Origin of the sequence: Massilia sp. Root133 (genome assembly GCF_001426525.1) — a bacterium.
Lineage (GTDB): Bacteria > Pseudomonadota > Gammaproteobacteria > Burkholderiales > Burkholderiaceae_D > Telluria > Telluria orientalis.
Map to the genome: position 1 here is coordinate 232,656 of NZ_LMEW01000033.1, position 22,408 is coordinate 255,063.

Annotated in this window: 17 protein-coding genes; 2 read left to right on the forward strand and 15 right to left on the reverse strand. The window is 63.3% G+C overall.

Annotation, left to right across the window (positions count from 1 at the left end):
- Positions 1-3: 3 nt before the first annotated feature.
- From ASD28_RS23480 to ASD28_RS23505, 6 genes are all read right to left on the reverse strand, one after another.
- On the reverse strand, positions 4-1,053 hold the full coding sequence (locus ASD28_RS23480; protein ID WP_056134169.1) for a hypothetical protein: 1,050 nt from the start codon (positions 1,051-1,053) through the stop codon (positions 4-6).
- Positions 1,054-1,269: 216 nt separating this feature from the next.
- The gene (locus tag ASD28_RS23485; RefSeq protein WP_082577617.1) at positions 1,270-2,490 is read right to left on the reverse strand and encodes an acyltransferase; all 1,221 of its coding nucleotides are present in this window, start codon (positions 2,488-2,490) and stop codon (positions 1,270-1,272) included.
- Between the two features lie 425 nt (positions 2,491-2,915).
- Complete coding sequence (locus tag ASD28_RS23490) at positions 2,916-4,184, reverse strand: glycosyltransferase family 39 protein (RefSeq protein ID WP_082577616.1); 1,269 nt, start codon at positions 4,182-4,184, stop codon at positions 2,916-2,918.
- 12 nt (positions 4,185-4,196) lie between these two features.
- Positions 4,197-5,444, reverse strand: a complete 1,248-nt coding sequence (locus ASD28_RS23495; RefSeq protein WP_056134179.1) for a glycosyltransferase family 87 protein — start codon at positions 5,442-5,444, stop codon at positions 4,197-4,199.
- Between the two features lie 52 nt (positions 5,445-5,496).
- Entirely contained in the window at positions 5,497-5,862 is a 366-nt protein-coding gene (locus ASD28_RS23500) for a hypothetical protein (protein ID WP_056134182.1), read from the reverse strand.
- Between the two features lie 21 nt (positions 5,863-5,883).
- The gene (locus ASD28_RS23505; RefSeq protein WP_229412294.1) at positions 5,884-7,374 is read right to left on the reverse strand and encodes a UbiA family prenyltransferase; all 1,491 of its coding nucleotides are present in this window, start codon (positions 7,372-7,374) and stop codon (positions 5,884-5,886) included.
- 682 nt (positions 7,375-8,056) lie between these two features.
- Here ASD28_RS23505 and ASD28_RS23510 point away from each other — a divergent pair.
- Both ASD28_RS23510 and ASD28_RS23515 read left to right on the forward strand, forming a co-directional pair.
- A complete protein-coding gene (locus ASD28_RS23510; RefSeq protein ID WP_056134801.1) occupies positions 8,057-9,625 on the forward strand; it encodes an acyl-CoA ligase (AMP-forming), exosortase A system-associated in 1,569 nt (522 codons plus the stop codon).
- Positions 9,622-10,851, forward strand: coding sequence for a pyridoxal-dependent decarboxylase, exosortase A system-associated (locus ASD28_RS23515; protein WP_056134184.1), 1,230 nt, complete (start codon positions 9,622-9,624; stop codon positions 10,849-10,851). Before ASD28_RS23510 ends, ASD28_RS23515 begins: the two co-directional genes overlap by 4 nt.
- Here ASD28_RS23515 and ASD28_RS23520 read toward each other — a convergent pair.
- From ASD28_RS23520 to ASD28_RS23560, 9 genes are read right to left on the reverse strand one after another with little or no spacing between them, the layout of a single operon-like run.
- The gene (locus tag ASD28_RS23520) at positions 10,848-12,185 is read right to left on the reverse strand and encodes a putative O-glycosylation ligase, exosortase A system-associated (RefSeq protein ID WP_056134187.1); all 1,338 of its coding nucleotides are present in this window, start codon (positions 12,183-12,185) and stop codon (positions 10,848-10,850) included. The genes ASD28_RS23515 and ASD28_RS23520 overlap by 4 nt on opposite strands.
- A gap of 9 nt (positions 12,186-12,194) precedes the next feature.
- On the reverse strand, positions 12,195-14,102 hold the full coding sequence (locus ASD28_RS23525; RefSeq protein WP_056134191.1) for an XrtA/PEP-CTERM system amidotransferase: 1,908 nt from the start codon (positions 14,100-14,102) through the stop codon (positions 12,195-12,197).
- 42 nt (positions 14,103-14,144) lie between these two features.
- Positions 14,145-15,311, reverse strand: coding sequence for a TIGR03088 family PEP-CTERM/XrtA system glycosyltransferase (locus ASD28_RS23530; RefSeq protein ID WP_056134194.1), 1,167 nt, complete (start codon positions 15,309-15,311; stop codon positions 14,145-14,147).
- Positions 15,312-15,327: 16 nt separating this feature from the next.
- Positions 15,328-16,545, reverse strand: coding sequence for a TIGR04063 family PEP-CTERM/XrtA system glycosyltransferase (locus ASD28_RS23535; protein ID WP_056134197.1), 1,218 nt, complete (start codon positions 16,543-16,545; stop codon positions 15,328-15,330).
- A gap of 31 nt (positions 16,546-16,576) precedes the next feature.
- A complete protein-coding gene (gene xrtA / locus ASD28_RS23540) occupies positions 16,577-18,139 on the reverse strand; it encodes an exosortase A (protein ID WP_056134199.1) in 1,563 nt (520 codons plus the stop codon).
- Positions 18,130-19,332 carry a TIGR03087 family PEP-CTERM/XrtA system glycosyltransferase gene (locus ASD28_RS23545; protein WP_056134203.1) on the reverse strand — a complete coding sequence of 401 codons (1,203 nt, stop codon included), beginning with the start codon at positions 19,330-19,332 and terminating at the stop codon, positions 18,130-18,132. The genes xrtA and ASD28_RS23545 overlap by 10 nt, the downstream gene beginning before the upstream one ends.
- 3 nt (positions 19,333-19,335) lie before the next feature.
- Entirely contained in the window at positions 19,336-20,433 is a 1,098-nt protein-coding gene (locus tag ASD28_RS23550; protein ID WP_056134206.1) for a FemAB family XrtA/PEP-CTERM system-associated protein, read from the reverse strand.
- Positions 20,430-21,314 (reverse strand): XrtA system polysaccharide deacetylase, encoded by an 885-nt coding sequence (locus tag ASD28_RS23555; RefSeq protein WP_229412417.1) that lies wholly within the window; start codon positions 21,312-21,314, stop codon positions 20,430-20,432. Before ASD28_RS23555 ends, ASD28_RS23550 begins: the two co-directional genes overlap by 4 nt.
- The gene (locus tag ASD28_RS23560) at positions 21,311-22,396 is read right to left on the reverse strand and encodes an XrtA/PEP-CTERM system-associated ATPase (protein WP_056134210.1); all 1,086 of its coding nucleotides are present in this window, start codon (positions 22,394-22,396) and stop codon (positions 21,311-21,313) included. The genes ASD28_RS23555 and ASD28_RS23560 overlap by 4 nt, the downstream gene beginning before the upstream one ends.
- Between the last annotated feature and the right edge of the window lie 12 nt (positions 22,397-22,408).

Here is a 22,408-nt window from a genome sequence, read left to right on the forward strand (position 1 = left end):
ATCTCAGGCGCAGGCCTCGACGTCGACCGCGGTGCCGGCCTCCTGGTGCTTCAGGCGCCACATGGCGTAGTTGTCGTAGACGGCCTGCTCGACCATGCGCGGCACGGCCTTCAGCAGGCTTCCCTTGAGCAGGACGTTGCGCGACGATTCGGCGCGCATCGGCATGGCGGCGGCGGCGGACAGGCCATCCGTCGCGAACCGGTCGGTGTTCTCGCTCAGGAATTCGCAAAGCCGGGCCAGGCGGCGCTGGTTGACGCAGTGCCGGCGCGTCCTGGACATCTGCTGGTCCGAGGTGTGCACGTACTCGAACGGATGGGTGAGGATCACGACCTGCTCGACGCCTTCGCGGTACGCCTGCTCCAGCAGCATGCGCGTCTCGGCAAAATTGCTGCCCGTGATGGTCAGGCTTTTGAGGTGGGTCTTTCCGGGCACCTTCCAGTCGCGGAAGGTCAGGATCGGGCATTCGATCACGCCATGGCGTTCGTGGCGGCCGCTGTACAGGCGATAGTTCTCGTCGCCGCTGTCGAACACGGCCACGCCGACATGGGAACTGTAAGGAATCCCCGCGCGGGCCTGGGCGCGATACAGCGCGTCGTCATGGTGCAGGCTCCCGCTGCGGAACACCGTCGGCGCCGGCAATCCCCACGTGTGGAACGTCTCGAGCCCGTACTCCATCAGTTTGAGCGATGCGTCTTCGGCGCGGCCATAAAAGGCGTCGATGCCGGGCTTCGTGCGCACGCGCGCGCGTTCGCGCCAGTCCTCGTGCTGGAAGATGGTCCAGCATGGGTGCAGATGCAACTGCACGTCGTGCCCTGCCATATGCAGTCTTTCGGCGATGTCGCGCATGGGGTCGCGATGGAAGTAATGCCGGTTCAGGACCTCGACGAAAAAGGTCGCCGTGATCCCGTACTGCGCGAAGCAGTCGAGCATATAGCCCAGGCCCTGCGATTTGTAACCGCTCACGCACCAGACCCGCTGCTCGGCGACCGGGCACACCGTTTGATCGCGAAACGCGCCCGCGATGCTGAACTCGGTGTCAACGGTGATGGACACTTGGGTACGCATATTGACACCAGGAAAATTTGCTTAAATTCAGCATATATACACTGGCGTAAATACACAAGTTACGGTTATGAAATGAAGAGATTGCGGTATGAAAACAACAAATTTGCTGAAATGTATTTAAAAGCGAAATATCGACACATGCGGGGTGCATGCAGATGCATGCCCGATACAGGTCGATGAAGTGGGTGAAAGAAGGCCGACCTGTCAGATGTCGAGGCGTCGCTCGTGGTCGTTGGTCGCCAGCGGTGCGGCCATGGGATAGTCCGGGACGATGGGGACGTCCTTGCCGTGTGCCGACTGTGCCTTATCCCTTTTGAATAACGTTTTCAGGATCCTGGACAAGACAAACTTCAGGGGTTCGCATTTCAGGGACAACCATGTCGCCGCAACGAATGGAGCGATATAGATGGCCAGAACGTAGAACGTGCCTTGGGGGACCTGGGCGACGGCCAGGATGGCCTTGCAGAAGTACATCAAAGGATAATGGAAGAGGTACAGGCCGAAGCTCGTTTCTGCCATCGTACGAACGAGGCGTACCGTTGGTTCGGAAGGGCTCCTGAAAACCCGTTGCATGCGGGCGAAGCCGTAGATGTTCAGTGCAATGAGGAAGCCCACGACATAGCTCTGCGGCCAGAAATTGATTCCCCATGACTTCAGATTGACCAGCGGGTAAGCGATCGGGAGAGCGGTAAAGATCTTCGATCCACCCATCATGACATAAAGGGTGAGGCATACGATGGAGACAAGCAGAGCACCAAGGCCCAGCCGTGTCCTGTCCGCTGAAACGTGTTTGCGCAGTAAATGGAACAGACCTACGCCGAGGAGCCATACCGGGAAGGCGATGATGATGCCGGGCCCGGCAATACACATCACGAGACCTGCCATGGCAACGCGCTGCCATCCACGAAAATAGATCAACGTCGCAAAAATTGCGTAGTACCAGAATTCATACGACAAAGACCAAAACGGCCCGTTCGTTCCCAGCCAGATATCCAGGAACCATATCTCGTTGAGGAACAGCGCCGTGATGCCGGAAGCCGCAATCCATTTGTAGGCCGGATACGGCTGCATCGGCGCATATGCCGACAACGCAAGCCATTGACCCACCGTATCGAGGACGAGCGTCAGGAGAATTGCCGGCAGAGCGACCGACCACAGGCGGGCGAAGCGTGCAATGAAATAATCGACGATGTCCCGGCGCTTGCCCGTCGACGAAAACGCGATCACGAAACCGGACAGTACGAAAAACACGGCAACGCCCAGGCCGCCATAGGTGCCGAAGAACGGGAGCCTGTAGTGCGAAAAGTGGCCAGCGTGGAAGAGATAGACCATCAACGCGGCGAAATACCTGAGCAGGTCCAGATACACCGACAGATTCGGCTGCAACACGTTCGATGAGTGAGAAAAAGTTGCTTTGTTTTCCATTATTCTGCCGTAGCGGGGTCAATGTGACCGGCACCGCCGGCTGGTCAAGACCGCTTACGATAACCGGTTTTGCCAGAGGAATGTCATTGTTTGTTAAATTTGCAACATAAACGTTCTTGTTGTGTCAATTTGCGACATCATGCCTTCCTGATGCCTTTATGGGGTTTTTCCGTATCGTTCGAGATAATCGGACTCCATTCTCTCGCATGTTCGCAATGTGTTGTCGCCAGGCCTGAATGATGGCTTGAGTTGCTCCACCCAGCAGTGTTCGATGGCCTGTCGGTCTGCTTGCATGGCCTCTTCCGGTCGTGAAGCGCTCGTCGTAAGCCACGCGGCGGCGATGAGCATGCAAAACGATGCCGCGCCGCCAAGCCAGCACGCTGGTTTGATCACCGCGGGTTTTAGCGCCGGAAATACATCCGTGCTCATGAGACGTGGGCGCGCTGTCGGGCGAATCGCGCCACGGCAACCGACGCTTGCTCGAGCATCACCGCGGCCAGCACGCACACCACCGGCATGATGGGCTCGCGATAGCGGAAAATCACATAGAACAGCATGTGCACGGCGCTATACAACGCTACCGCAGTCCACAGGACTGCCAGCGAAGGCCGACTACGTACATATGGCAAGGTTGCTACCGCTGCACAAACAAGGACGGCGTATTCGATCAGCCAAACCAAACGAACTAATTTCTCTGCTCCCACAGGGGCATCGCGTCCGTTATGAATAGGTGGCATCCAGAAGAGTCCGAGCTTTTTAACCGAGAGCGCGAAAAACTCGCCTGGGTGGGACTTGATCCACGCCAGGGCTTCATGTTTGAGTGTTTCCGAGGCCTGGACCTCGCCTACTTCCTCCCGCAAAGCATGCCAGGTCGGTCCGCGGGGGGTTTTGGCGATGGAAACGAACATGCCGTCAGCGGCTGGGTTATTCCCAAGATATAAATTGAATCCGCCGTTCGTATTCAACACTGGGGCACCCAGCAACGTGGCGTTTCTTACCAGCCAGGGTGACGCGACCAAAATAGCGACCACGAGCATGACTGGAACGCTCAGGATGCGGATACGGAGCGCGGACTTCGACACCAAGAGCGCGACGCCGACTGCTCCCGCCAGTGACAGCGCTGCATTGCCGGTCAGTGCCAGCAATCCGAACAGACCGCCGCACAGTACGGCAATACGAAGTTGAAACGTCCGCATCATCCGTAATGCGCACCACAAGATCCCCAGCATTAACGGGATCATGAAATTTTCTTTTGCAAGATAAACACCATACACGCCGCACGGCAGGTAAAGTGCCCACATAGCGCCGCTGAGCAGGCGCGCGTTGCGATTTGCTCCCGCTTCGCGAGCGACCATGTATACCAAAGCAATGGAAACCGCACCGCAAATCAGGTTAGCAAGACGCAATCCCAAAAGGCTGTGGTCGGACAACCAAAGTGCTGGCGCAAGGACGAAGAAGGAATAGCCCATGTTGAAGAATGCGTAACCACCCGCGTTCATCGTTTTTCCCGCAACAAGATCTTCGGCCATTTTCAAATATGCCAGCTCATCGCTCTCCGGCGCGTGCGGATACACCAGGATGGCCGCGAGCCTCAGCAAGATACCGGCGACGATAATGGCGGACAACCAGCGCCATTCCTGGGAACTGGAATGTTTTTGGTTTGGAGTTGAAGCTTCACGGTTCAATGTTTTCATTGGAAAATGAATTTAAGACGTTGTGTAATTGGCGTGGCGCATATCGCGCCAGCTGATGAAGATTAACATGACTGATATCAGCAGGATCACGATGGTCGAAAAAAGATAGCGAGAATAAATAATCTGGTACACCAGATCCGGGATATGGGAACTGAGTGGAAATACTCGATAAGCCGGGACGAGCAGGATCAGGTATGTCACGCCGATAAGGATAAGCGTCAGCCTTGACTGAATTTCGCGCCCCATCAGCCATGCGGAACAAGCCAGCGGGAGCACGTATACATAGGTATGCCCCCACCCTAACGGCGCAACGACGGCAAGTATCGAAAAAATCATGGCGAGGAGCGGAATTGTGAAGCCTTTGATGAGTCTGGTTGCGATCGATATGCCTGTCGCAACTGCAACGGCGCCAGCAGTAATCAGTAATCGAATCGAAGCTGGTACCGCAAAGACCTGAAATGAACTAATACTTGTGCTAAGAGGCAAGTTGAGTCGGGCATAGAATGCTGCCAGGGACTGGTTGTATATGTTGACGATCGTATTCCCCGAAAATTTCGGTAGCAGATCGAGGAAATAGACCCGGTAAAGCCAAAAAGGCAGGGCTGGTGCCAGGGCAAGCGGCACAATGATCAGGCCGAAAGCAAATCCGGCCAGAATGCGGAGGGCATCCCGGCGAGAAAGTGCATAGGCAAGCAAAACGATCGGGTAGATTTTGATCCAGAACCCGGCAGCGAGAACCAGTCCACCCAATACAGGGCGTCCGCGCATGATTAAAACAATGTGCGCGACGCATAGAAGCAGGACCAGTATATCCACCTGCCCGGAAGCAACCGCGGCAAAGAATGGACCGGAAACACCCGACAGCAACACCAGGTTAATTTTTCCTGATTTCGAGACGGTGACGGCTTTATCGTTCGCCTCGCTGAGATTGATCCAGACTGCCATGGTTGCAAATCCGGACAGATACAGGAGTATCACGAAAACTCTGTAACTCCAGTCCAGGGGCAACAGGGAAAACGGTACGAACAATATCACCGCAGGCGGCGGATACAGGAAGCCTTGAAGCGTCCTTACAGAATTGGACTGGTAAAGCTCATTGACGTTGCTGCCGAATCGAAGCGCCGCGTTGTAAAAAATGCGGTAATCGGACCCAATGCGACCGGAAATGCTGTGTAATTCAAGGGCCAGCAAAAGAAGGCCAAGCGCGAAGCAGATGTATGTCCAGAAATAACGTGTATTGAAGCTCATGTTGGGGGCCATGATTCAATGTCTCAATTCCTGATTTGGGCGCAAGAGAATTTGAGGCGGTAACTCAGCTTCGGCTCACCACAAAAACGCCAGTACAGATCAGCAGCGCGCCGAATACGCGCGGGACGCTGACTTGTTCTCCAAGAAAGACGCCGATGATCAGCGAGAGCGCGAACCCAAGTCCAACGAGGGGATACGCTTTGCTGACTTCCCAGCTGGAGAGAACCGCCAGCCATACGACCGCACCGACGCCATACAAAAGGAACCCCAACAGGACGAATTTATTGGTCGAGATGGCAATGGCGGACTGGGCATAGTCGTCAGTCGATAAGGCTGCACGAACAGCTGCGCTCGACATCCCCGCCTTCAGCGAAAACTGCGCCATTACCGACAAGGCGATGCTGCCAATGGCGATCAGAAGGATATTCATGACAATTCCGACATCGTTCTATTAATCCGGCAAAATCTCGACAAAATGTCCGAACACCATTGCGCCGACGCAGATCGCGATGGTCAGACAACTGCCGCGGTTCTTGAGCGCGTAGACGATGGGATCGTCATGCATTTCGCCGCGCGCCGTCTTTATCCACAGGCGTGTCAGCCAGTAAATCAGACCCAGCGCGACAACCCACAACACTTCCGGCGTGGCGTAGCGTTCCCGCGTTACCGACGCCGAAACGAACAGGCAGAAAATGACGACGGACGACATTGCTGCGGCAACGCCCAGCGGCCACAGTACGACGAGATCGGTGGTCCGGTAATCGCGCCCCTTGGCAGCTTCGATGTCCGCTGAGAGAAGCGAAACGAGTTCCGAACAGCGTTTGACCAACGCCAGGCTGAAGAATATGAATACGGAAAAGGCGAGCAGCCATGGGCTCATCGGGGCCCCGATGGCCAACGCACCGGCAACGATGCGTACGGTATATAAAACGGCCAATGTCAGGACATCGAGCAAAACGTACTCTTTCAGGCGCCATGTATAGGCCGTCGTAATGACCACATACGTCAGCAGGACGAGCGAAAAACTTGGCGATACGAATGCCGAGAGCAAGAATGCGCCGCTCATCAGCGCAATGGCGGCTCCGATGCCGTCGACGATTTTGATCGCGCAGGAGGCAAACGGGCGTGCGCGCTTGCGGACGTGAGCGCGGTCGCTGCTCAGGTCCGAAAGATCGTTGACGATGTAGGTTGCGGACGCAGCGAACGAAAACGACAGAAACGCCAACAGAACCGTCAGCACGGCCGCAGTGCTTGAAAACGAAAATGCGGTCAACAGCGGCACGAAGATGAGCAGATTTTTCAGCCATTGATGCACGCGCAAAGCCTTGGCCCACGTTTTCAGTAGCGATTTCGCCGTGCGGAATTCCCGTTCCGTCGGAACGGATTGTCTGACTGCGCGCGACACGCTGTCGCCGACGTCGACCAGTATGGCGGCATGGGCGCTACGCCAGATCGGCAAATCGACCTTGCTATCGCCGGCGTACACAAAGGCGTGACCCACCTGTTCGCGTATCGCCGCCAGTTTACGCTCGCCCTTGAGATTGCAATTGGCGTCCGAAGCGATCACCAGATCGAACAGCCCGATATGGGTAGCGACCGCGTCGGCAATCGATTGATGGGCTGCCGTGGCCAGCACAAGCCGGCGCCCATCAGCCTTTTGCTCGGTAAGAAAGCGCAAAAGGTCTTCACGATATGGCAGACTTCGCGCAGAAAAAGTGGTCGCACCAGCGACTTTTGCCTTGAAATAGGCTATTCCTCGCAACAACCAGAAGGGCAGCAGGAAGAGGTTCAACGGAGCCTGTTTGATCAGCTGAAGGACACTCTCGACAAGTGTGTCCGTCGGCGTCAACGTGCCGTCCAGATCGACCACCAACGGTGCAGCCTGTGCAATCATTGCATCGGTGTCGGGTGTAGCGAGCTCGGAGTTTCTTTGCATTTTCATATGCAGTTCGTCTTGAGTTATCGACGTCAAAGTTTTTCGAAATTTTCCACACAACCGATTGCGTGATGATGACTTGCTGATTCAGCGATATTCAGTTCGTGTTTGGAATCGCAGGGTCTTGGGCACTGCTTGTCTACTGCACTGCGGACGAAGACAGCAGACATCGCCGATTTTTTACGGTACGTCGATCAATCCGGTCAGCCCGTGCAGGCAAAGTGATCGGATTCCCGGTACCAACCAGGCGCAGAACACCTCGCCGGAACGTAGCAGGCGTTTTTCGACGGTCAGGAAGTTCGTCAGGACAGGAGACGCTGCGACGTGGGCATATCGGTCCGAGCTCGTTCTTTGCAATCTGTCAATGACGAATATAAATATGCTAACAGCAGAAAAAATGTAAGTCTAGTCCTATAGGATAATGGCGCATATTCCTAACAACATATCAGGCGCGTGCGGTAGACAAGGCGTGCAGGATGAGGCTCTGCAACAACACACCTGGATCTGCAGGGCGGTGCTGGTGCGGGTTCAAACGACGATCGGGTACTAGACTGCACGGCTGTTCCCGCTGACGCTGCCTCACCGTGACGCGCCGGTTCGTGCGAGCGCTTCCTCTACGGTTCGATGGGTTGAACTGGTAAGATTGGCGTTTGCCCGATCACGCCTGCTGGCAGACCCTATGGCATTGATGAACCATTTGATCCACGACTCCCTGTTCGAGACCGCGGCGCGCGCACCCGCCGCCGAAGCGCTCGCGTACGGCGACAGGCGCTGCAGCTATGCGCAGTTGGCCGACGACGTGCGCGCCGTCGCCGCGCTGCTGCTGGACGCACGCCTGGAAGCGGGCGCGCGCGTGGCCGTGTACATGGAAAAGCGCATCGAGAACGTGGCCGCCATGTTCGGCGCCGCAGCCGCCGGCTGCGTCTTCGTACCCGTCAATCCGCTGCTCAAGCCCGAGCAGGTTGCGTACATCCTCGCCGACTGCAACGTGCGCCTGCTGGCCACGACGGCCGAACGCCTCGCGCAGCTGGCGCCCGTGCTGGAACGCTGCCCGGACCTGCGTGCCGTGCTGCTGGCCGACGGCGACGCCGCGTCCGTACCCGCCGCCGTGCCGGTGCTGGCGTGGCCCGAACCGCAAACCGGCGACCCGGCGCCGCACCGCCGTATCGACACCGACGTCGCCGCGATCCTGTACACGTCCGGCAGCACGGGCCAGCCGAAGGGCGTCGTGCTGTCGCACCGGAACATGGTCGCGGGCGCGCACAGCGTGGCCAGCTACCTGGACCTGCGCAGCGACGACCGCCTGCTCGCCGTGCTGCCGCTCAGTTTCGACTACGGCCTGTCGCAACTGACGACGGCCTTCCTGCGCGGCGCCTGTGTCGTGCTGATGAACTACCTGTTCCCGAAGGACATCGTGACGATGGTCGCGCGCGAACGCATCACGGGCCTCGCCGCCGTGCCGCCGCTGTGGATCGCGCTGGCGCGCCTCGCATGGCCCGCCGCTTGCACGCTGCGCTTCATCACGAATTCCGGCGGCGCCATGCCGGTGCCGACGGTGCAGGCATTGCGCGAGATCCTGCCGGACACGCGGATCTTCCTGATGTACGGCCTGACGGAAGCGTTCCGTTCCACGTACCTGCCGCCGGAGGAAGTCGCGCGCCGGCCCGATTCGATCGGCCGCGCGATCCCGAACGCCGAGATCCTCGTCGTGCGCCCGGACGGCACGCCGTGCGATGCCGACGAGCCGGGTGAACTCGTGCACCGCGGCGCGCTCGTCGCGCTGGGCTACTGGAACGACCCGGCGCGCACGGCGCAGCGGTTCCGCCCCGCGCCCGGCCAGGACCCCGGCCTGCCCGTGCCGGAACTCGCGGTGTGGTCGGGCGACACGGTGCGCCGCGACGCCGACGGTTACCTGTATTTCATCGGCCGCAGCGACGACATGATCAAGGTGTCCGGCTACCGCATCAGCCCAACCGAGATCGAATCCGTGCTGCACGCGACCGGCCTCGTCGCCGAGGTGGCGGCCTTCGGCATCGAGCATCCGCAACTGGGCCAGGCGATCGCCGTGATCGTCGTGCCGGTGGAGGAGGGGGCCATCGACGGCACCGCCCTGCTGGCCGAATGCAAGCGCCGCCTGCCGGCCTACATGGTCCCGGCCCGCATCGACCTGCGCGCCGGTCCGCTGCCGCGCAACCCGAACGGCAAGATCGACCGCAATTTGCTGCGCCAAACCCTGCACACGAACGAAGCACAATGAACAAGCCGCGCCACGCACCGCAGATCCACTTTCCCGTCGTCGACGACGTCCTGCAGGTCGGCGGCATCCCGCTGAACCGGCTCGCGCAGCGCGTGGGCCGCACGCCCTTCTTCGCCTACGACCGCGCCCTGTGCACGCAGCGCGTGCGCGACCTGCGCGCCCAGCTGCCGCAAGGCGTCCTGCTGCACTACTCGATCAAGGCCAATCCGATGCCGGCGCTCGTGCAGCACATGGCAGGCCTCGTCGACGGTCTCGACGTTGCGTCCGGCGGCGAGCTGAAAACGGCGCTGGATGCCGGCATGGCGCCGGCGCGCATCAGCTTCGCGGGTCCGGCCAAGCAGGAGGACGAGCTGGCGCAAGCCGTCGCGGCCGGCGTCTGCGTGAACGTGGAATCGGAGCGCGAACTGATCGCCCTCGCGCGCATCGGCGACGCGTTCGGCATCGCGCCGCGCATCGCCCTGCGCGTGAACCCGGACTTCGAACTGAAATCCTCCGGCATGAAGATGGGCGGCGGCGCCAAGCCGTTCGGCATCGACGCCGAAGAGGTGCCGCGCGTGCTGCGCCTGGCGGGGACGCTGAACGTCGACTTCCAGGGCTTTCACATCTTCGCCGGTTCGCAGAGCCTGCGTGCCGACGCCATCATCGACGCGCAGGCGCGCAGCATCGCGCTCGCGCTGCGCCTGGCCGAGGCGGCGCCCGTGCCCGTGCGCCAGGTGAACATCGGCGGCGGTTTCGGCATTCCGTATTTTCCGGGCGAGGAAAGACTCGATGTGGCGCCGATCGCCGCGCGGCTGGCGCCCGAGGTGGAGAGCCTGACGGCGGCGCTGCCGCAGGCGCGGCTGGCGCTCGAATTGGGACGCTACCTTGTCGGCGAATGCGGCGTGTACCTGGCACGCGTTGTCGACCGCAAGGTCTCGCGCGGCGAAGTCTTCCTCGTGACGGACGGCGGCATGCACCACCACCTGGCCGCATCCGGCAACCTGGGGCAGGTCATCCGCAAGAATTATCCGGTCGCCGTGGGCAACCGCATGGCGGCCGTGGACAGCGGCCCGGCCAGCGTGACGGGGCCGCTGTGCACCCCGCTCGACATCCTGGCCGACCGCATGGAGCTGGCGCATGCGCAGGTCGGCGACCTGGTCGTCGTGTTCCAGTCCGGCGCCTACGGCCCCACGGCCAGTCCGGGCGCCTTCCTGGGACACCCGGCGCCGCTGGAAGTGCTGGTCTAGCGCTTGCGGGGCGTCGCCACTGGCGCCGCCTGCTTCCAGGCGTCCGTCCGTGCCTTGCGGCGCGACAGGAAGGGCAGGCGCAGCGGCGGCGTGTTGTCCGGCTGCGGTGTGATGAACAACACCTTCTCGAGGCACACGAGGATCGCCAGGACATAGTACGGCAAGTCGTAATAGGCCATCGCCAGGAACGCGCCCGCCGTCATGTAGCCGATGATGCTGACCTGGCACATGCGGGCCGTCGTCGCGGCCCAGGCGAGCTCCGGATCCTTGCCGCACTTCTTCACGATGCGCGAACCGGTGCGCCATGCGAAGAAGAACATCAGCAGGTACAGGATCAGGCCGAAGTAGCCGTGCTCCCCCAGTACCTGGAAGTAGATACTGTGGGCGACAAAGAACACAGTGGGATCGGGTGCGTACAGCTGGAAGATCTGCGGCGTGAACGTCGCAAAGCCGCCGCCGAGCGGCAGGTGGTTGGCGACGTTGATCGCGAAGCCCCAGGAGTTGATGCGGCCCAGCGCCGAGGGATCTTCCTTGTAGTTGTCGATGGAATGCATCCGGTCCATCCAGGCGGACGGCATCGCGACGAGGAGCAGCGGAATCGCCAGCGCGAACAGCATGCCGGTCTTGACCTTCGAACTCGATTTCAGCCACAGGAACAAGGCCATGCACGTGCCGCCCAGCAGGGCGCCGCGCGAATAGGAGCCGATGACCGATACGCCGGTGAGCAGTGCCACGACGATGGCCGCGCGCTTCGTCCATTTGGTGGGCGCGAACGATGATACGGCCATAATCAGCGGGACGCTCATCACCATGGCCAGTGCCAGGGTGTTGTTGTCGCCGATATAGGTGCCTTGCGGGCCGATCACACCGTTATGGCCGCCTGTCATGATGGTCCAGAGACCGCCCTTGAAGCCCCAGAATCCCAGCGAGGCAGCGACGGTCAGCACCAAGGCCTTCACGTCGTTGACGGTGCGCGTGACCGCGATCGTCAGGACGACGATCAGCATCGTCTTCATGACGGTGCTCCACTGCTCCCAGGCGCCGGCCTGGTTGAGCGCGAACACCGCCGTCAGCGTGACCCAGAAGATCACGATCATCAGCTGGATGACGACCGGCGTGAACGGGAGCTTTTTCTGTTCTTTCGAAAACAGGGCGGACAGCAGTGTGACCGCCGCCATGATCATCGCGAACGGGAAGAAACTGGCGAAGCCATAGGTCAGCCTGTGCGGATTCATCAGGCTGAAGACTGCATACACCAGCACGCCCACGATGGGGCGCTTGAGCGCGAACGGGATGCTGGCCAGCATCGCCATGAGAAGGATGATGTCACGCATGTTGCGTCCTCATGCCCCGGCGCTGACCCGCAGGAACGCGTCGAACATCATCAGCGACCACAACGCCACGCTGTGATCGGCCGTGCCGGCGTGGTGCTCGGCCACCAGCTTTTCCAGGTAGCGCCGGTTGAAGATACCGGTATCGACCAGGCGCGCGCCCAGCACGGCCTCGCGCACGGCGTCGCGCAGCGGGCCGCGCAGCCAGGCCGCCAGCGGGATCGAGAAGCCCTTCTTGGCGCGGTACATGATGTCGTGCGGCAGGTGCGGTTCCAGCGATTTCTTCAGGATGTACTTGCCCTCGCCGCCGCGCAGTTTCAGGCTCGGGGGCAGCGTCGCCGCGTATTCGCAGAATTCGTGGTCGAGCAGCGGCACGCGCACTTCCAGCGAGTGGGCCATGCTGGCGCGGTCGACCTTCGTCAGGATGTCGCCCGGCAGCCAGGTCTTGAAGTCGAGGTACTGGATCAACGACAGCGGATCGTCGGTCGGCGCCTCCTTGGCGTGCGCGCGCATCACGTCGATCGCGCGGTAGCCTTGCAGGTCGCTCCGGAACGTATCCGAGAACAGCAGGTCGCGCTGGCGGTCCGGCAGGCGCGACACGCCGTGGAAGTAGCCCTCCACCAGGTCGCGCGCGATGGACTCGAACGTCGTCTTGGCGCGGAATACGCGCGGTGCCCAGTCGGCCTTCGGGTATAGGCTGCCCAGGGTGCCGAACAGCGGCTTCCTGATCGCTTCCGGCACCTTCGAGCGCACGCTGTGCTCGGCCATCGCGAAGCGGTAGCGGCGGTAGCCGGCGAAGTTCTCGTCGCCGCCGTCGCCCGACAGCGCCACCGTCACGTGGCGGCGCGCCAGCTGGCACACGCGGTAGGTCGGGATCGCGGAACTGTCGGCGAACGGCTCGTCGTACAAATGCGCCAGCGTGTCGATCAGGCCGTAGTCGTCCTTGTCGACGATCTGCGCGTGGTGGTGTGTGCGGTAGCGCTGCGCCACCTGCATCGCGTACTGGGTCTCGTCGAATTCCGGATCGTCGAAGCCGATCGAGCATGTCGTCACGCCCTCGCTGACGGTGCCGTCACGCTCGCCCGCCATCATCGCGACGACGGCGCTGGAATCGACGCCGCCGGACAGGAAGGCGCCCAGCGGCACCTCCGCTTCCATCTGGCTCTTCACCGCTTCGCGCACGCGCTCGATCAGCTCCGCCTCGACGTCCGCTTCCGGCCGCGCCGGCGCGACGTTGAACGACAGATCCCACCAGCGCTTCGGCTGCACGGCACGGTCGCCGACCTTCAGCAGGATCGAGTGGCCGGGGCTGAGTTTATAGGCGTTGTGGAAGATCGTGTTCGGCTCCGGCACGTAGCCGTAGGCGAAGTAATCCTCGACGGCGCACGGGTTCAGCTTGCGCGACAGTTCGGGGAAGGTCATGATCGACTTCAGTTCCGAGCCGAACACGAACAGGCCGCTGGGCAGCAGCGAATAGAACATCGGCTTCACGCCCACGTGGTCGCGCGCGAGGAACAGCGTCTGCTTCCGGCGGTCCCATACGCCGAACGCGAACATGCCGCGCAGCCGGCGCACGCAGTCCTCGCCCCACGCGATCCAGGCGTTCATGACGACTTCCGTGTCGGACTTCGTGCGGAACACGTGGCCCAGCGCGACCAGTTCGTCGCGGAGCAGCCGGTAGTTGTAGATTTCGCCGTTGAACACGAGGGCCACGTCGCGCGCGGCGTTCAGGAACGGCTGCTGGCCCGTGGCCACGTCGATCACGGACAGGCGGCGGTGGCCCATGCCCAGGGCTTTTTCCAGATACAGCTCGCCTTCGTCGGGACCGCGATGGTGCTGGCTTTCGTTCATGCGCCGCAGCGCTTCGCGGTCGATCTCCCGGTTGCCCTGGGTGTCAAAGATTCCGACTATTCCGCACATGGTGTTGGCTTTCTTGCTTGTGTTGGGTGAAACGGTAACGCGTCAGTGTGCCTTGTTTCGGCAAAGTCCGTCGTACAGCGCGCCGTACGCGGCCACCATGGCGCGCAGGCTGAAACGGTCTTCCACGCGCGCGCGGGCAGCAACGCCGTGGGTGGTACGCAGGCCGGCATCCTGCGCGTAGCGCGCCAGCGCGGCCGCCAATGCGTCGCCGTCGCCGACCGGCACCAGCAGGCCCTGCACCCCTTCGTCGACGACTTCCGGAATGCCGCCGACGCGCGAGGCGACGACGGGCAGGCCGCATGCCATCGCTTCCAGCATCGAGACGGGCGTGCCTTCCGCCAGCGAGGGCAGGGCGAAGATCGAGAACGTGTGCAGCACCGCGGCGATGTCGGCGCGTGCGCCGGGCAGCCACACGGCGCCGTCGAGACCGAGCTGCGCGACCTGTTCGCGCACGGCCGGCAGCAGCGGGCCGTCGCCGACGATCGCCAGCTTCAGGCGCGGCGCGAGTCGAGGCAGCTGATTGCGCAGCCGCGCGAACGCGTCGACGAGGGCGCGGTGGTTCTTGACATCCTGCACGCGGGCCACGGTGCCGATCACGATGTCGTCCGCATCGAAAGGCGCGTCCGCCGCGGGCGTGCCGCCGGGCGCATATTTGTCCGTGTCGACGCCGTTCTTGATGAACAGCGTCTTCGCGGTGGGGATGCGCACGACGTCGCCGAGCCAGCGGTTCAGGTCTTCCGAGACGGGAATGAAGCGGTCGACGAACGGCACCAGGCGGCGGCGCAGGAAGTTGTGCTTCGGGTTCAGGCCGTGCGGATCGCTCGCGTCGCGGCCGTGTTCCGCGTGGATGCGCACGGGGACGCCGGCCAGCGTCGCCGTGAACGCGTATTCCAGCGCAGCCAGGTTGTACGTGTGCAGCACGGTGGGGCGCAGGCGCCGCATCAGGCGCCAGAACGTCAGGTGCGTGCCGAGGCCGAGGCCCGGCGGCTTGCCGAGCGCGTGCAGTTCGACGTCGCGGCGGGCGATGCGGTCGGCGAACGACGTGTAGGTCGTCAGGCAGACGACGGCGTGGCGCCATGCCGGCATGCGGTTGATGCAGTCGACGAGCAGCGTCTCCAGGCCGCCCACGCCGAGCGAATACACGAGGTGCACGACCAGCGGCCGGGTGTCGACGCCGGCCGGGGTGAGTGCAGGAGCAGGTGCATTCATCGTCGCGCCTTCATGATCATGCCGCCAGCGCCTTCTTCGTCAATCGGCCGTAGATGGCCGGGTAGCGGCCCACGCTGACCTTCCAGTTGCGTTCCGTCTCGACGTAGTGGCGGCCGGCCTGGCGCAGCTGCGGCCAGGTCTCCTGCGCGGCGAGCAGCGCGCCGACCTTGTCGGCCAGCGAGTCCGGATCGTCGGCGCGGAACAGCACGCCGGTCTTGCCGTCGGCGATCAGTTCCAGGTGGCCGCCGACGTCGGACGCGGCCAGGATGCGGCCCTGCGCCATCGCTTCCAGCGGCTTGAGCGGGGTGACGAGGTCCGTCAGGCGCATCGACAGGCGCGGGTACACGAGCACGTCGAGCAGGTCGTAGTACTTGTTGACCTGGTCGTGCGGCACGCGGCCCGTGAACACGATTTTGTCGGCGATGTTCAGGTCTTTCGCCATCTGGCGCAATTGCGCGTCCTGCGGGCCGCCGCCGACGAGCAGCACGCGCAGGTCCGGCATGCGCGCGACGAGCGTCGGCACGGCGCGCAGCAGCACGTCCAGGCCTTCGTACGCGTAGAACGAGCCGATGAAGCCGATCAGGCGCGAGCCGGCGAGGCCCAGTTGTTCCTTCAGTCCGAAGTCGGGCGTGCCGCCCATCGAGAATTTTTCGATGTCGACCGCGTTCGGGATCACCGTGACCTTGTCGGCCGGGACGCCGCGCGCGACGATATCCTTGCGCAGGCCTTCGCAGATCGTGGTGACGGCGTCGGCCTGCTTCAGCGCATAGGTCTCGAGCGCGCGCGTGAGGCGGTAGCGCAGGCCGTTCTCCGTGCTGGTGCCGTGGTCGACGGCGGCGTCTTCCCAGAACGCGCGCACTTCGTACACGACGGGGATGTTGAAGCGCTTGCCGGCGCGCAGCGCGGCGATCGCGTTGAGCGACGGCGAGTGCGCGTGCAGGACGTCTGGTTTCACGAGCGGGATGATCTCGGCCAGGCGCTTGGCCAGGCCGTCGATCACGTTCACCTGGTTCAGCACGGGCATCTTCGCCAGCGCGCCCTTCGATTCCGGCGTGCGGTAGAAGTGCAGGCCGTCGACGGTTTCTTCCAGCATGTCGCCGGAATTCTGCTTGGCGCCGGTGACGTGGAAGGTTTCCCAGCCGAGCGCGCGTTGTTCGCGCAGGATCGAACGGGTGCGGAAGGTATAGCCGCTGTGCAGCGGGATCGAGTGGTCGAGGACGTGCAGTACACGCATGGTCGTTTTCCGTTCTGGTTGTCGCGTTGTGTTATTGGCGGGTGCGGGTCGCGTTCAGCGCCTGGTCCAGTGCCGGGCCCTGTTCGGCCAGGAAGCGGTGCAACGCGGCGCGCGCCCGTTCCTTGTCGTTGTCGTACGGGACGGCGAGCATCACGGCGGCGCCGTCGTCGCCGCGCAGCAGCGCCTTGTTCGCGGCCTGCCACAGCTTGCCGACGGCGTCGTTGCCGGTGTAATGACCGCCGACCCATTTGAAGGACCAGACCATGATCGCGCTCTGCGGCGTGCGCAGGATGCCTTCGTGCAGCGTGACCGGCGTGCCGGCGACGGTCTCGGCACGCGACGTGCCTTCGACCTCGTGCCAGGCATCCTCGTAGCCGTTCAGGCGGTTCATGGAGCTGATCAGGTTCTTGTCCGGGTTCTGGTTGCGGTAGTACAGGACGGTCAGGCTGACGGGCACGCCGCCGGCCTGGTAGGCGCGGTGGAAGCGCGCATCCGGTTGCATGTAGAAGGGCTTCCAGTCCGCGAAGTCGGCCGCGGCCGGCGCCGTCACGGCGACGTCGGCCAGGCGTACGGGGGCCGGATTATGGTTGGCGCGCTCGCCCACCAGCGCCAGCGCGGGCCAGAACGCGCACACGAGCAGCACGCCGATCACCATCGCCGGCAGGCGGCGTGGCGTGCCGGCGGCGCGCGGCGCGGATGCGGACGTGGCCGCAGTCGCGGAGGCGGAAGCCGGCGCGGCGACGGTGTCTTCGCGCCAGAAGCTGCCGATCCAGAACATGACGAACATGACGAGACCGAAGAACAGCCAGCCGTAGATGATGTGGTCGACGCCGGTCGCCAGCTCCATGCCGGACAGGTGGCCGATCATCACGATCATGTAGGCGCGCAGGCCGTTGGCGATGATGGGGACGATGACCGACAGGCCGATGAACAGCGCGCGCCGGAGCATGGACCGGTAGGTCAGGTAGGCGTACAGGCAGCCCAGCGTGATCGAGGAAATCAGGTAGCGCACGCCGCTGCAGGCTTCCACCACGGACCAGCTGCCGGTCGGCAGTTCGAAGCGGGTGCCGCTGCGCAGCACGGGGATGCCGGTGGCGCGCACGGCCCACACCGTGAAGTCGGCCGTGAACTGGATCAGCGGTGCCACGAAGATTTCGCCGAACGGCACCGCGAACAGCAGGAACAGCAGGGGGAAGGCGAGCGAGCCGGCCAGGCGCGGGCCGAACAGGGCCAGCGCGGCGACGGGGAACATCGCGACGAACGAGTATTGCGACACGACCTGCACCTCGCCCAGCTGGGCCGCGAGCCAGCCGGCGCCGAGGACGCCCAGCAGGAGCAGCGCGGGCGGCCAGGGCTGCGGCGGGTACAGGCTGAAATTCTCGCGCCGGCGCCAGATGAGCCACAGGCTGATCGGCAGGATCACGTAGCCGTGGGCGAAGGTTTCGGAACTGTTCCACACCGAGACGATCGAGCGCACGGTGCCCAGGTACAGCAGGAACGGCGCGAGCAGGGCCAGCACGATCAGCGCCGTGCCCTGGCGCGAGATGGGAGCGGAAGTGGCGTTGATCACGCCGGGCGGCGGTTTCAGGAACATTCGAGACTCTCCCCAATACAGGCCAGGTTGCTGGACCAGCTGTAGCGGCGCTGGACCTTGGCGCGGGCCGCGGCGCCGATCGCGGCGGCCGCGCTGTCCTGGCCGGCCAGCAGCGTGCTCACGGCGTCGACGAAGGCGCCGGCATCCTCGGCCAGTACCAGTTCGCTGCCCGGCACGGCGTCGATGCCTTCCAGCGCCTGCGGCGACACGACGACCGGCGTCGCCATCGCCATCGCTTCCAGCACCTTGTTCTGGATGCCGCGCGCGATGCGCAGCGGTGCCACCGACACGGCGGCATGCGCGATGTAAGGCCGCACGTCCGGCACGGTGCCCGTCACGACGACGCCCGGCAGCCTGGCCAGTTCCTGCACGGCCGGCGCCGGGCGCGAGCCGACGATGTAGAACTTCACGTCGCCGAAGCGCTCGCGCAGTCGCGGGAAGACGTCGGCCGCGAACCACTGCACGGCATCCACGTTCGGCCAGTAATCCATCGCACCCGTGAACACGAGGGCGCGCTCGTCCGGCGCATACGGATTCGCATGCGGGTGCTCGGGCGAGAAGTAGTCGGTGTCGACGCCGTTGCTGAAGTGGCCGATCTTGGCCGTGCTTTCCGGCGCCAGCTGGCGGAACAGATCCGCCTCCGGCGCCGAGACGAACAGCGACGCGTCGTAGTCGCGCGCCACGCGGCGTTCGTACGCCAGCAGCTGGCGCGCCTCGTAGCGGTACAGCCAGTTCATCGGCCACGATTTCTGTTCGGCGTACTGTCTCCACTTGTCCGAGTCGACGTCGCAGAAGTCGACGACGCGGCGCGCCGAGCGGTACGGGTCGGCGTACTGCGCCATCGCCGACGAGAACACGAGCACGCGCTCGATCTTGTGTTTCGCCACGGTGGCGTCGACCCAGCGCGCGAGCGAGGCGTCGCGGTAGTACTCGAGCGACAGCGAGCGGTTCTTCAGCAGGGCCTGCAGGCTGCGCACGCGCGCCAGCATGGGCTTCATGCCGGCGAAATGGCTGCTGGCGCACAGCGCCTCGACATGCGGCACGTACTGCCAGTCGTCGGGGTCGTCCACGAACGTGGCCAGGTGCACGCGGTAGTGCCGGGCCAGGTGCTTGAGCAGGTGGTACGAGCGGATCTTGTCGCCCTTGTTGGGCGGATACGGGATCCGGTGGATCAGCAGCAGCAGGTCTTCCATCGCTTATCCCAGGTTACGGACGATGTAGGGGCCCATGAAATTCGCCACCGGCAGCGGCAGCTTCTTCCACATCTTGATGAACAGCTGGTATTTCGGGTTCAGCGGATTGTTGTCCGGCAGCGCGGTCGCGCCGTACAGCTTGTACTCGTACGGCAGGTGCTGCGCCGTGAAGCCCCAGTTCTTTTTAAAATCGTAGGCGCCGGTGCCCAGCTTGCTGCGGCCGAAGTCGAACAGCCGGCAGCCGCGCGCGCTTGCTGCCTGCATCAGGTTCCAGTACATGAAGTCGTTGCCGGCCACTTCGCGCGCGAGGTCCATGCCGCCGCCGTAATAGGGCACGACTTCGTCGCGCCAGTAGAACGACAGCACGGCGGCCACGAGGCGGTTGTCGTCCGTGACGATGGTGCGCACTTCGCACTCGTCGCCGAAGACTTCCTGCAGCATGGCGAAGTATTTTTTCGGGAACACCGGCGTGCCCAGGCGGTGCACGCTGCGGGCATAGGCTTCGAACATGCGGTCGACGTTGTTGTCGACCTCGCCGCGCAGGCCCAGCTTGATGCCCTTGCGGACCATCGCGCGCTGCTTGCGCGGGATGGCGTTCAGGTTGGCCTCGTCGTCGCCCGTGATCTCCTTGCGGAACGTGACGTACAACTCCTTCGTGTGCCAGCTGGCGTCGTCCGGGTGGAAGCGCTGCATGCCGCGGTATTCCAGGTGGCCGACGCCGAGCTTCTGTGCGAGTTCGTGCGCGGCCTGGTCGAGCATGGCGCGCGCCGCATCGTTCGTTGCGGCCGGGCCGCCGTACACGCAGAACGGCATCGCACCCAGCGAGTGGCCGAACAGGCGGCTCCTGATTTCCGCTAGGGGGAGGACGCCGAGGATCTGGCCGTCCTGCTGCACGTAATAAAACCAGGTCTTGATGCCGAACGAGCCTTCGATGACCTTCTGCCAGCCGGACAGGTGGAAGAAGGTGGCGTCCGGGCAGGCGCGCACGAACGCATCCCAGCGGGCGTTTTCGTGCGCCTGCAGCGTGTGCAGCGTCATTGGGGAGGTTGCCACGACGGGGGCGGCCCGCTTGGCGGCTGCTGCTTCGATGATGGAGTTCATGGGCGGTTCAGGAAGATGTTGTCCATGCGGTCCCACGCGAAGTCGCGCGCGAGGGATTCGATGCGGCGTTCCATCCGGTCGATGTTGATGTAGTGGCGGAAGCGCGCCTTGGCGCCGAGGCCTTCGGGACGCGGCTGGCCGGGGTCCACTTCCCACGGGTGGAAGTAGAACAGGGCGGGCTGGCCATCTTCGCGGTTGACCTTGGCCATCATCCAGCGCGACAGCGCGTACGGCAGCAGGCGGAAGTAGCCGCCGCCCCCGGCCGGCAGGTTACGGCCCATCAGCTGCACGGTCGTGATCGGGATTTCCAGCAGGCCGTCGGTGCCGTTCGGGTAGAACGCGAAGCGCGGCGCTTCCGGCATGCCGTAGTGGTCGTGCACGACCGGGTAGATGCTGGAGCTGTAGCGGTAGCCGGCGTCGAGCAGCTCGTCGAGCGCCCACAGGTTGTCGCGGCCGATCGAGAAGCTGGGCGCGCGGTAGCCCAGCACGGCCTGCCCGCCGATGTCTTCCAGCAGCGCCTTGGCGGAGCGGATGTCGTTGGCGAATTCGGCGCGGGTCTGGTCCGAGGCGCGCAGGTGACCGTAGCCGTGGCTGGCCAGTTCGTGGCCGGCGGCGACGATGCGTTTCACCACCTGCGGATAGCGTTCGGCGATCCAGCCCAGCGTGAAGAAGGTGGCGCGCACGCCGTGGCGTTCGAACAGTCCAAGGATGCGATCCATGTTGGCTTCGACGCGGCATTCGCGCGCCGGCCAGCTGGCGCGATCGATGTAGGGGGCGAATGCCGAGACCTGGAAGTAATCCTCGACGTCGCAGGTCATCGCATTGCGGATGCGTTGCCCCGGGGCCGGCACGGGCCGCGGAGCGAGTTCGACCATGTTCATTCTTGATTATCCATAGGGTGGGTTACCGCCCCGTGGGGCGTGGCGACGATCTTCTTCAGGATCGACAGCACGGAAACGATCGATTTCTCCAGGCGCATCATGCGTTCGTCGAGCACTTCGACGCTGCTGACGCGGCGCTCGCCGATGCGCTGGTCGATGGTGCGCAGGCCGGTCTTGTAGTCCGCGTCCCCATCGTCATCGGACAGGTGGCCCGGCAGCGTGTCCGGTGCCGGCGTGCCGACCGCCGGAGCGCCGGCCGGATCTGGCACCTGGAATTCTTCGCTGATGTCCTTGACGACGGTATTGATGTCCTGCTCGCCGAACGCGTGCATCTCTTCCAGGAAGCCCATCAGCAGCACGCGGTCCATCAGCGTGTTGACCTTGCGCGGGATGCCGCCGCTGTAGGCATAGATCGCGTCGTGCGCGCCGTCGTCGAACGCCGGGTCGCTCTTCCAGCCGACGGTGGTCAGGCGGTGCTCGACGTAGGCGCGGGTTTCCTGCGCATCCATCGGGCCCAGGTGGTAGCTGGCGATCACGCGCTGGCGCAGCTGCTGCATGCCGGGGCTGTGCAGGGTGGCGCGGAATTCGGGCTGGCCGAGCAGGAAGGTCTGCAGCAGCGACTTGTCGTCGGTCTGGAAGTTCGACAGCATGCGCAGCTCTTCGACCGTGCGCGCGGACAGGTTCTGGGCTTCGTCGATCACGAGCAGGGCGCGCTTGCCCTGGTGGTCGACGTCGCACAGGAATTTTTCCAGGCGCGTGAGCAGGTCCGTCTTGCTGGCGCCCTCGTACGGCAGGCCGAAGGCCGAGACGACCATGCGCAGGGTGTCGTCCGGATCGAGGTGCGTGTTGACGATGTGGGCGGCCACGATCTGGTCGGAGGGCAGCCGGTTGAACAGGTTGCGCACGAGCGTGGTCTTGCCCGCGCCGACTTCACCGGTGATGACGATGAAGCCCTCGCCCTGCGACAGGCCGTACTCGAGGTAGGCCATGGCGCGCTTGTGGCCTTTGCTGCCGAAGAAGAAATGCGGGTCCGGGCGCAGCTGGAAAGGTTTGGCGGATAATCCGTAAAAAGACTCGTACATCGTATGCCTCCG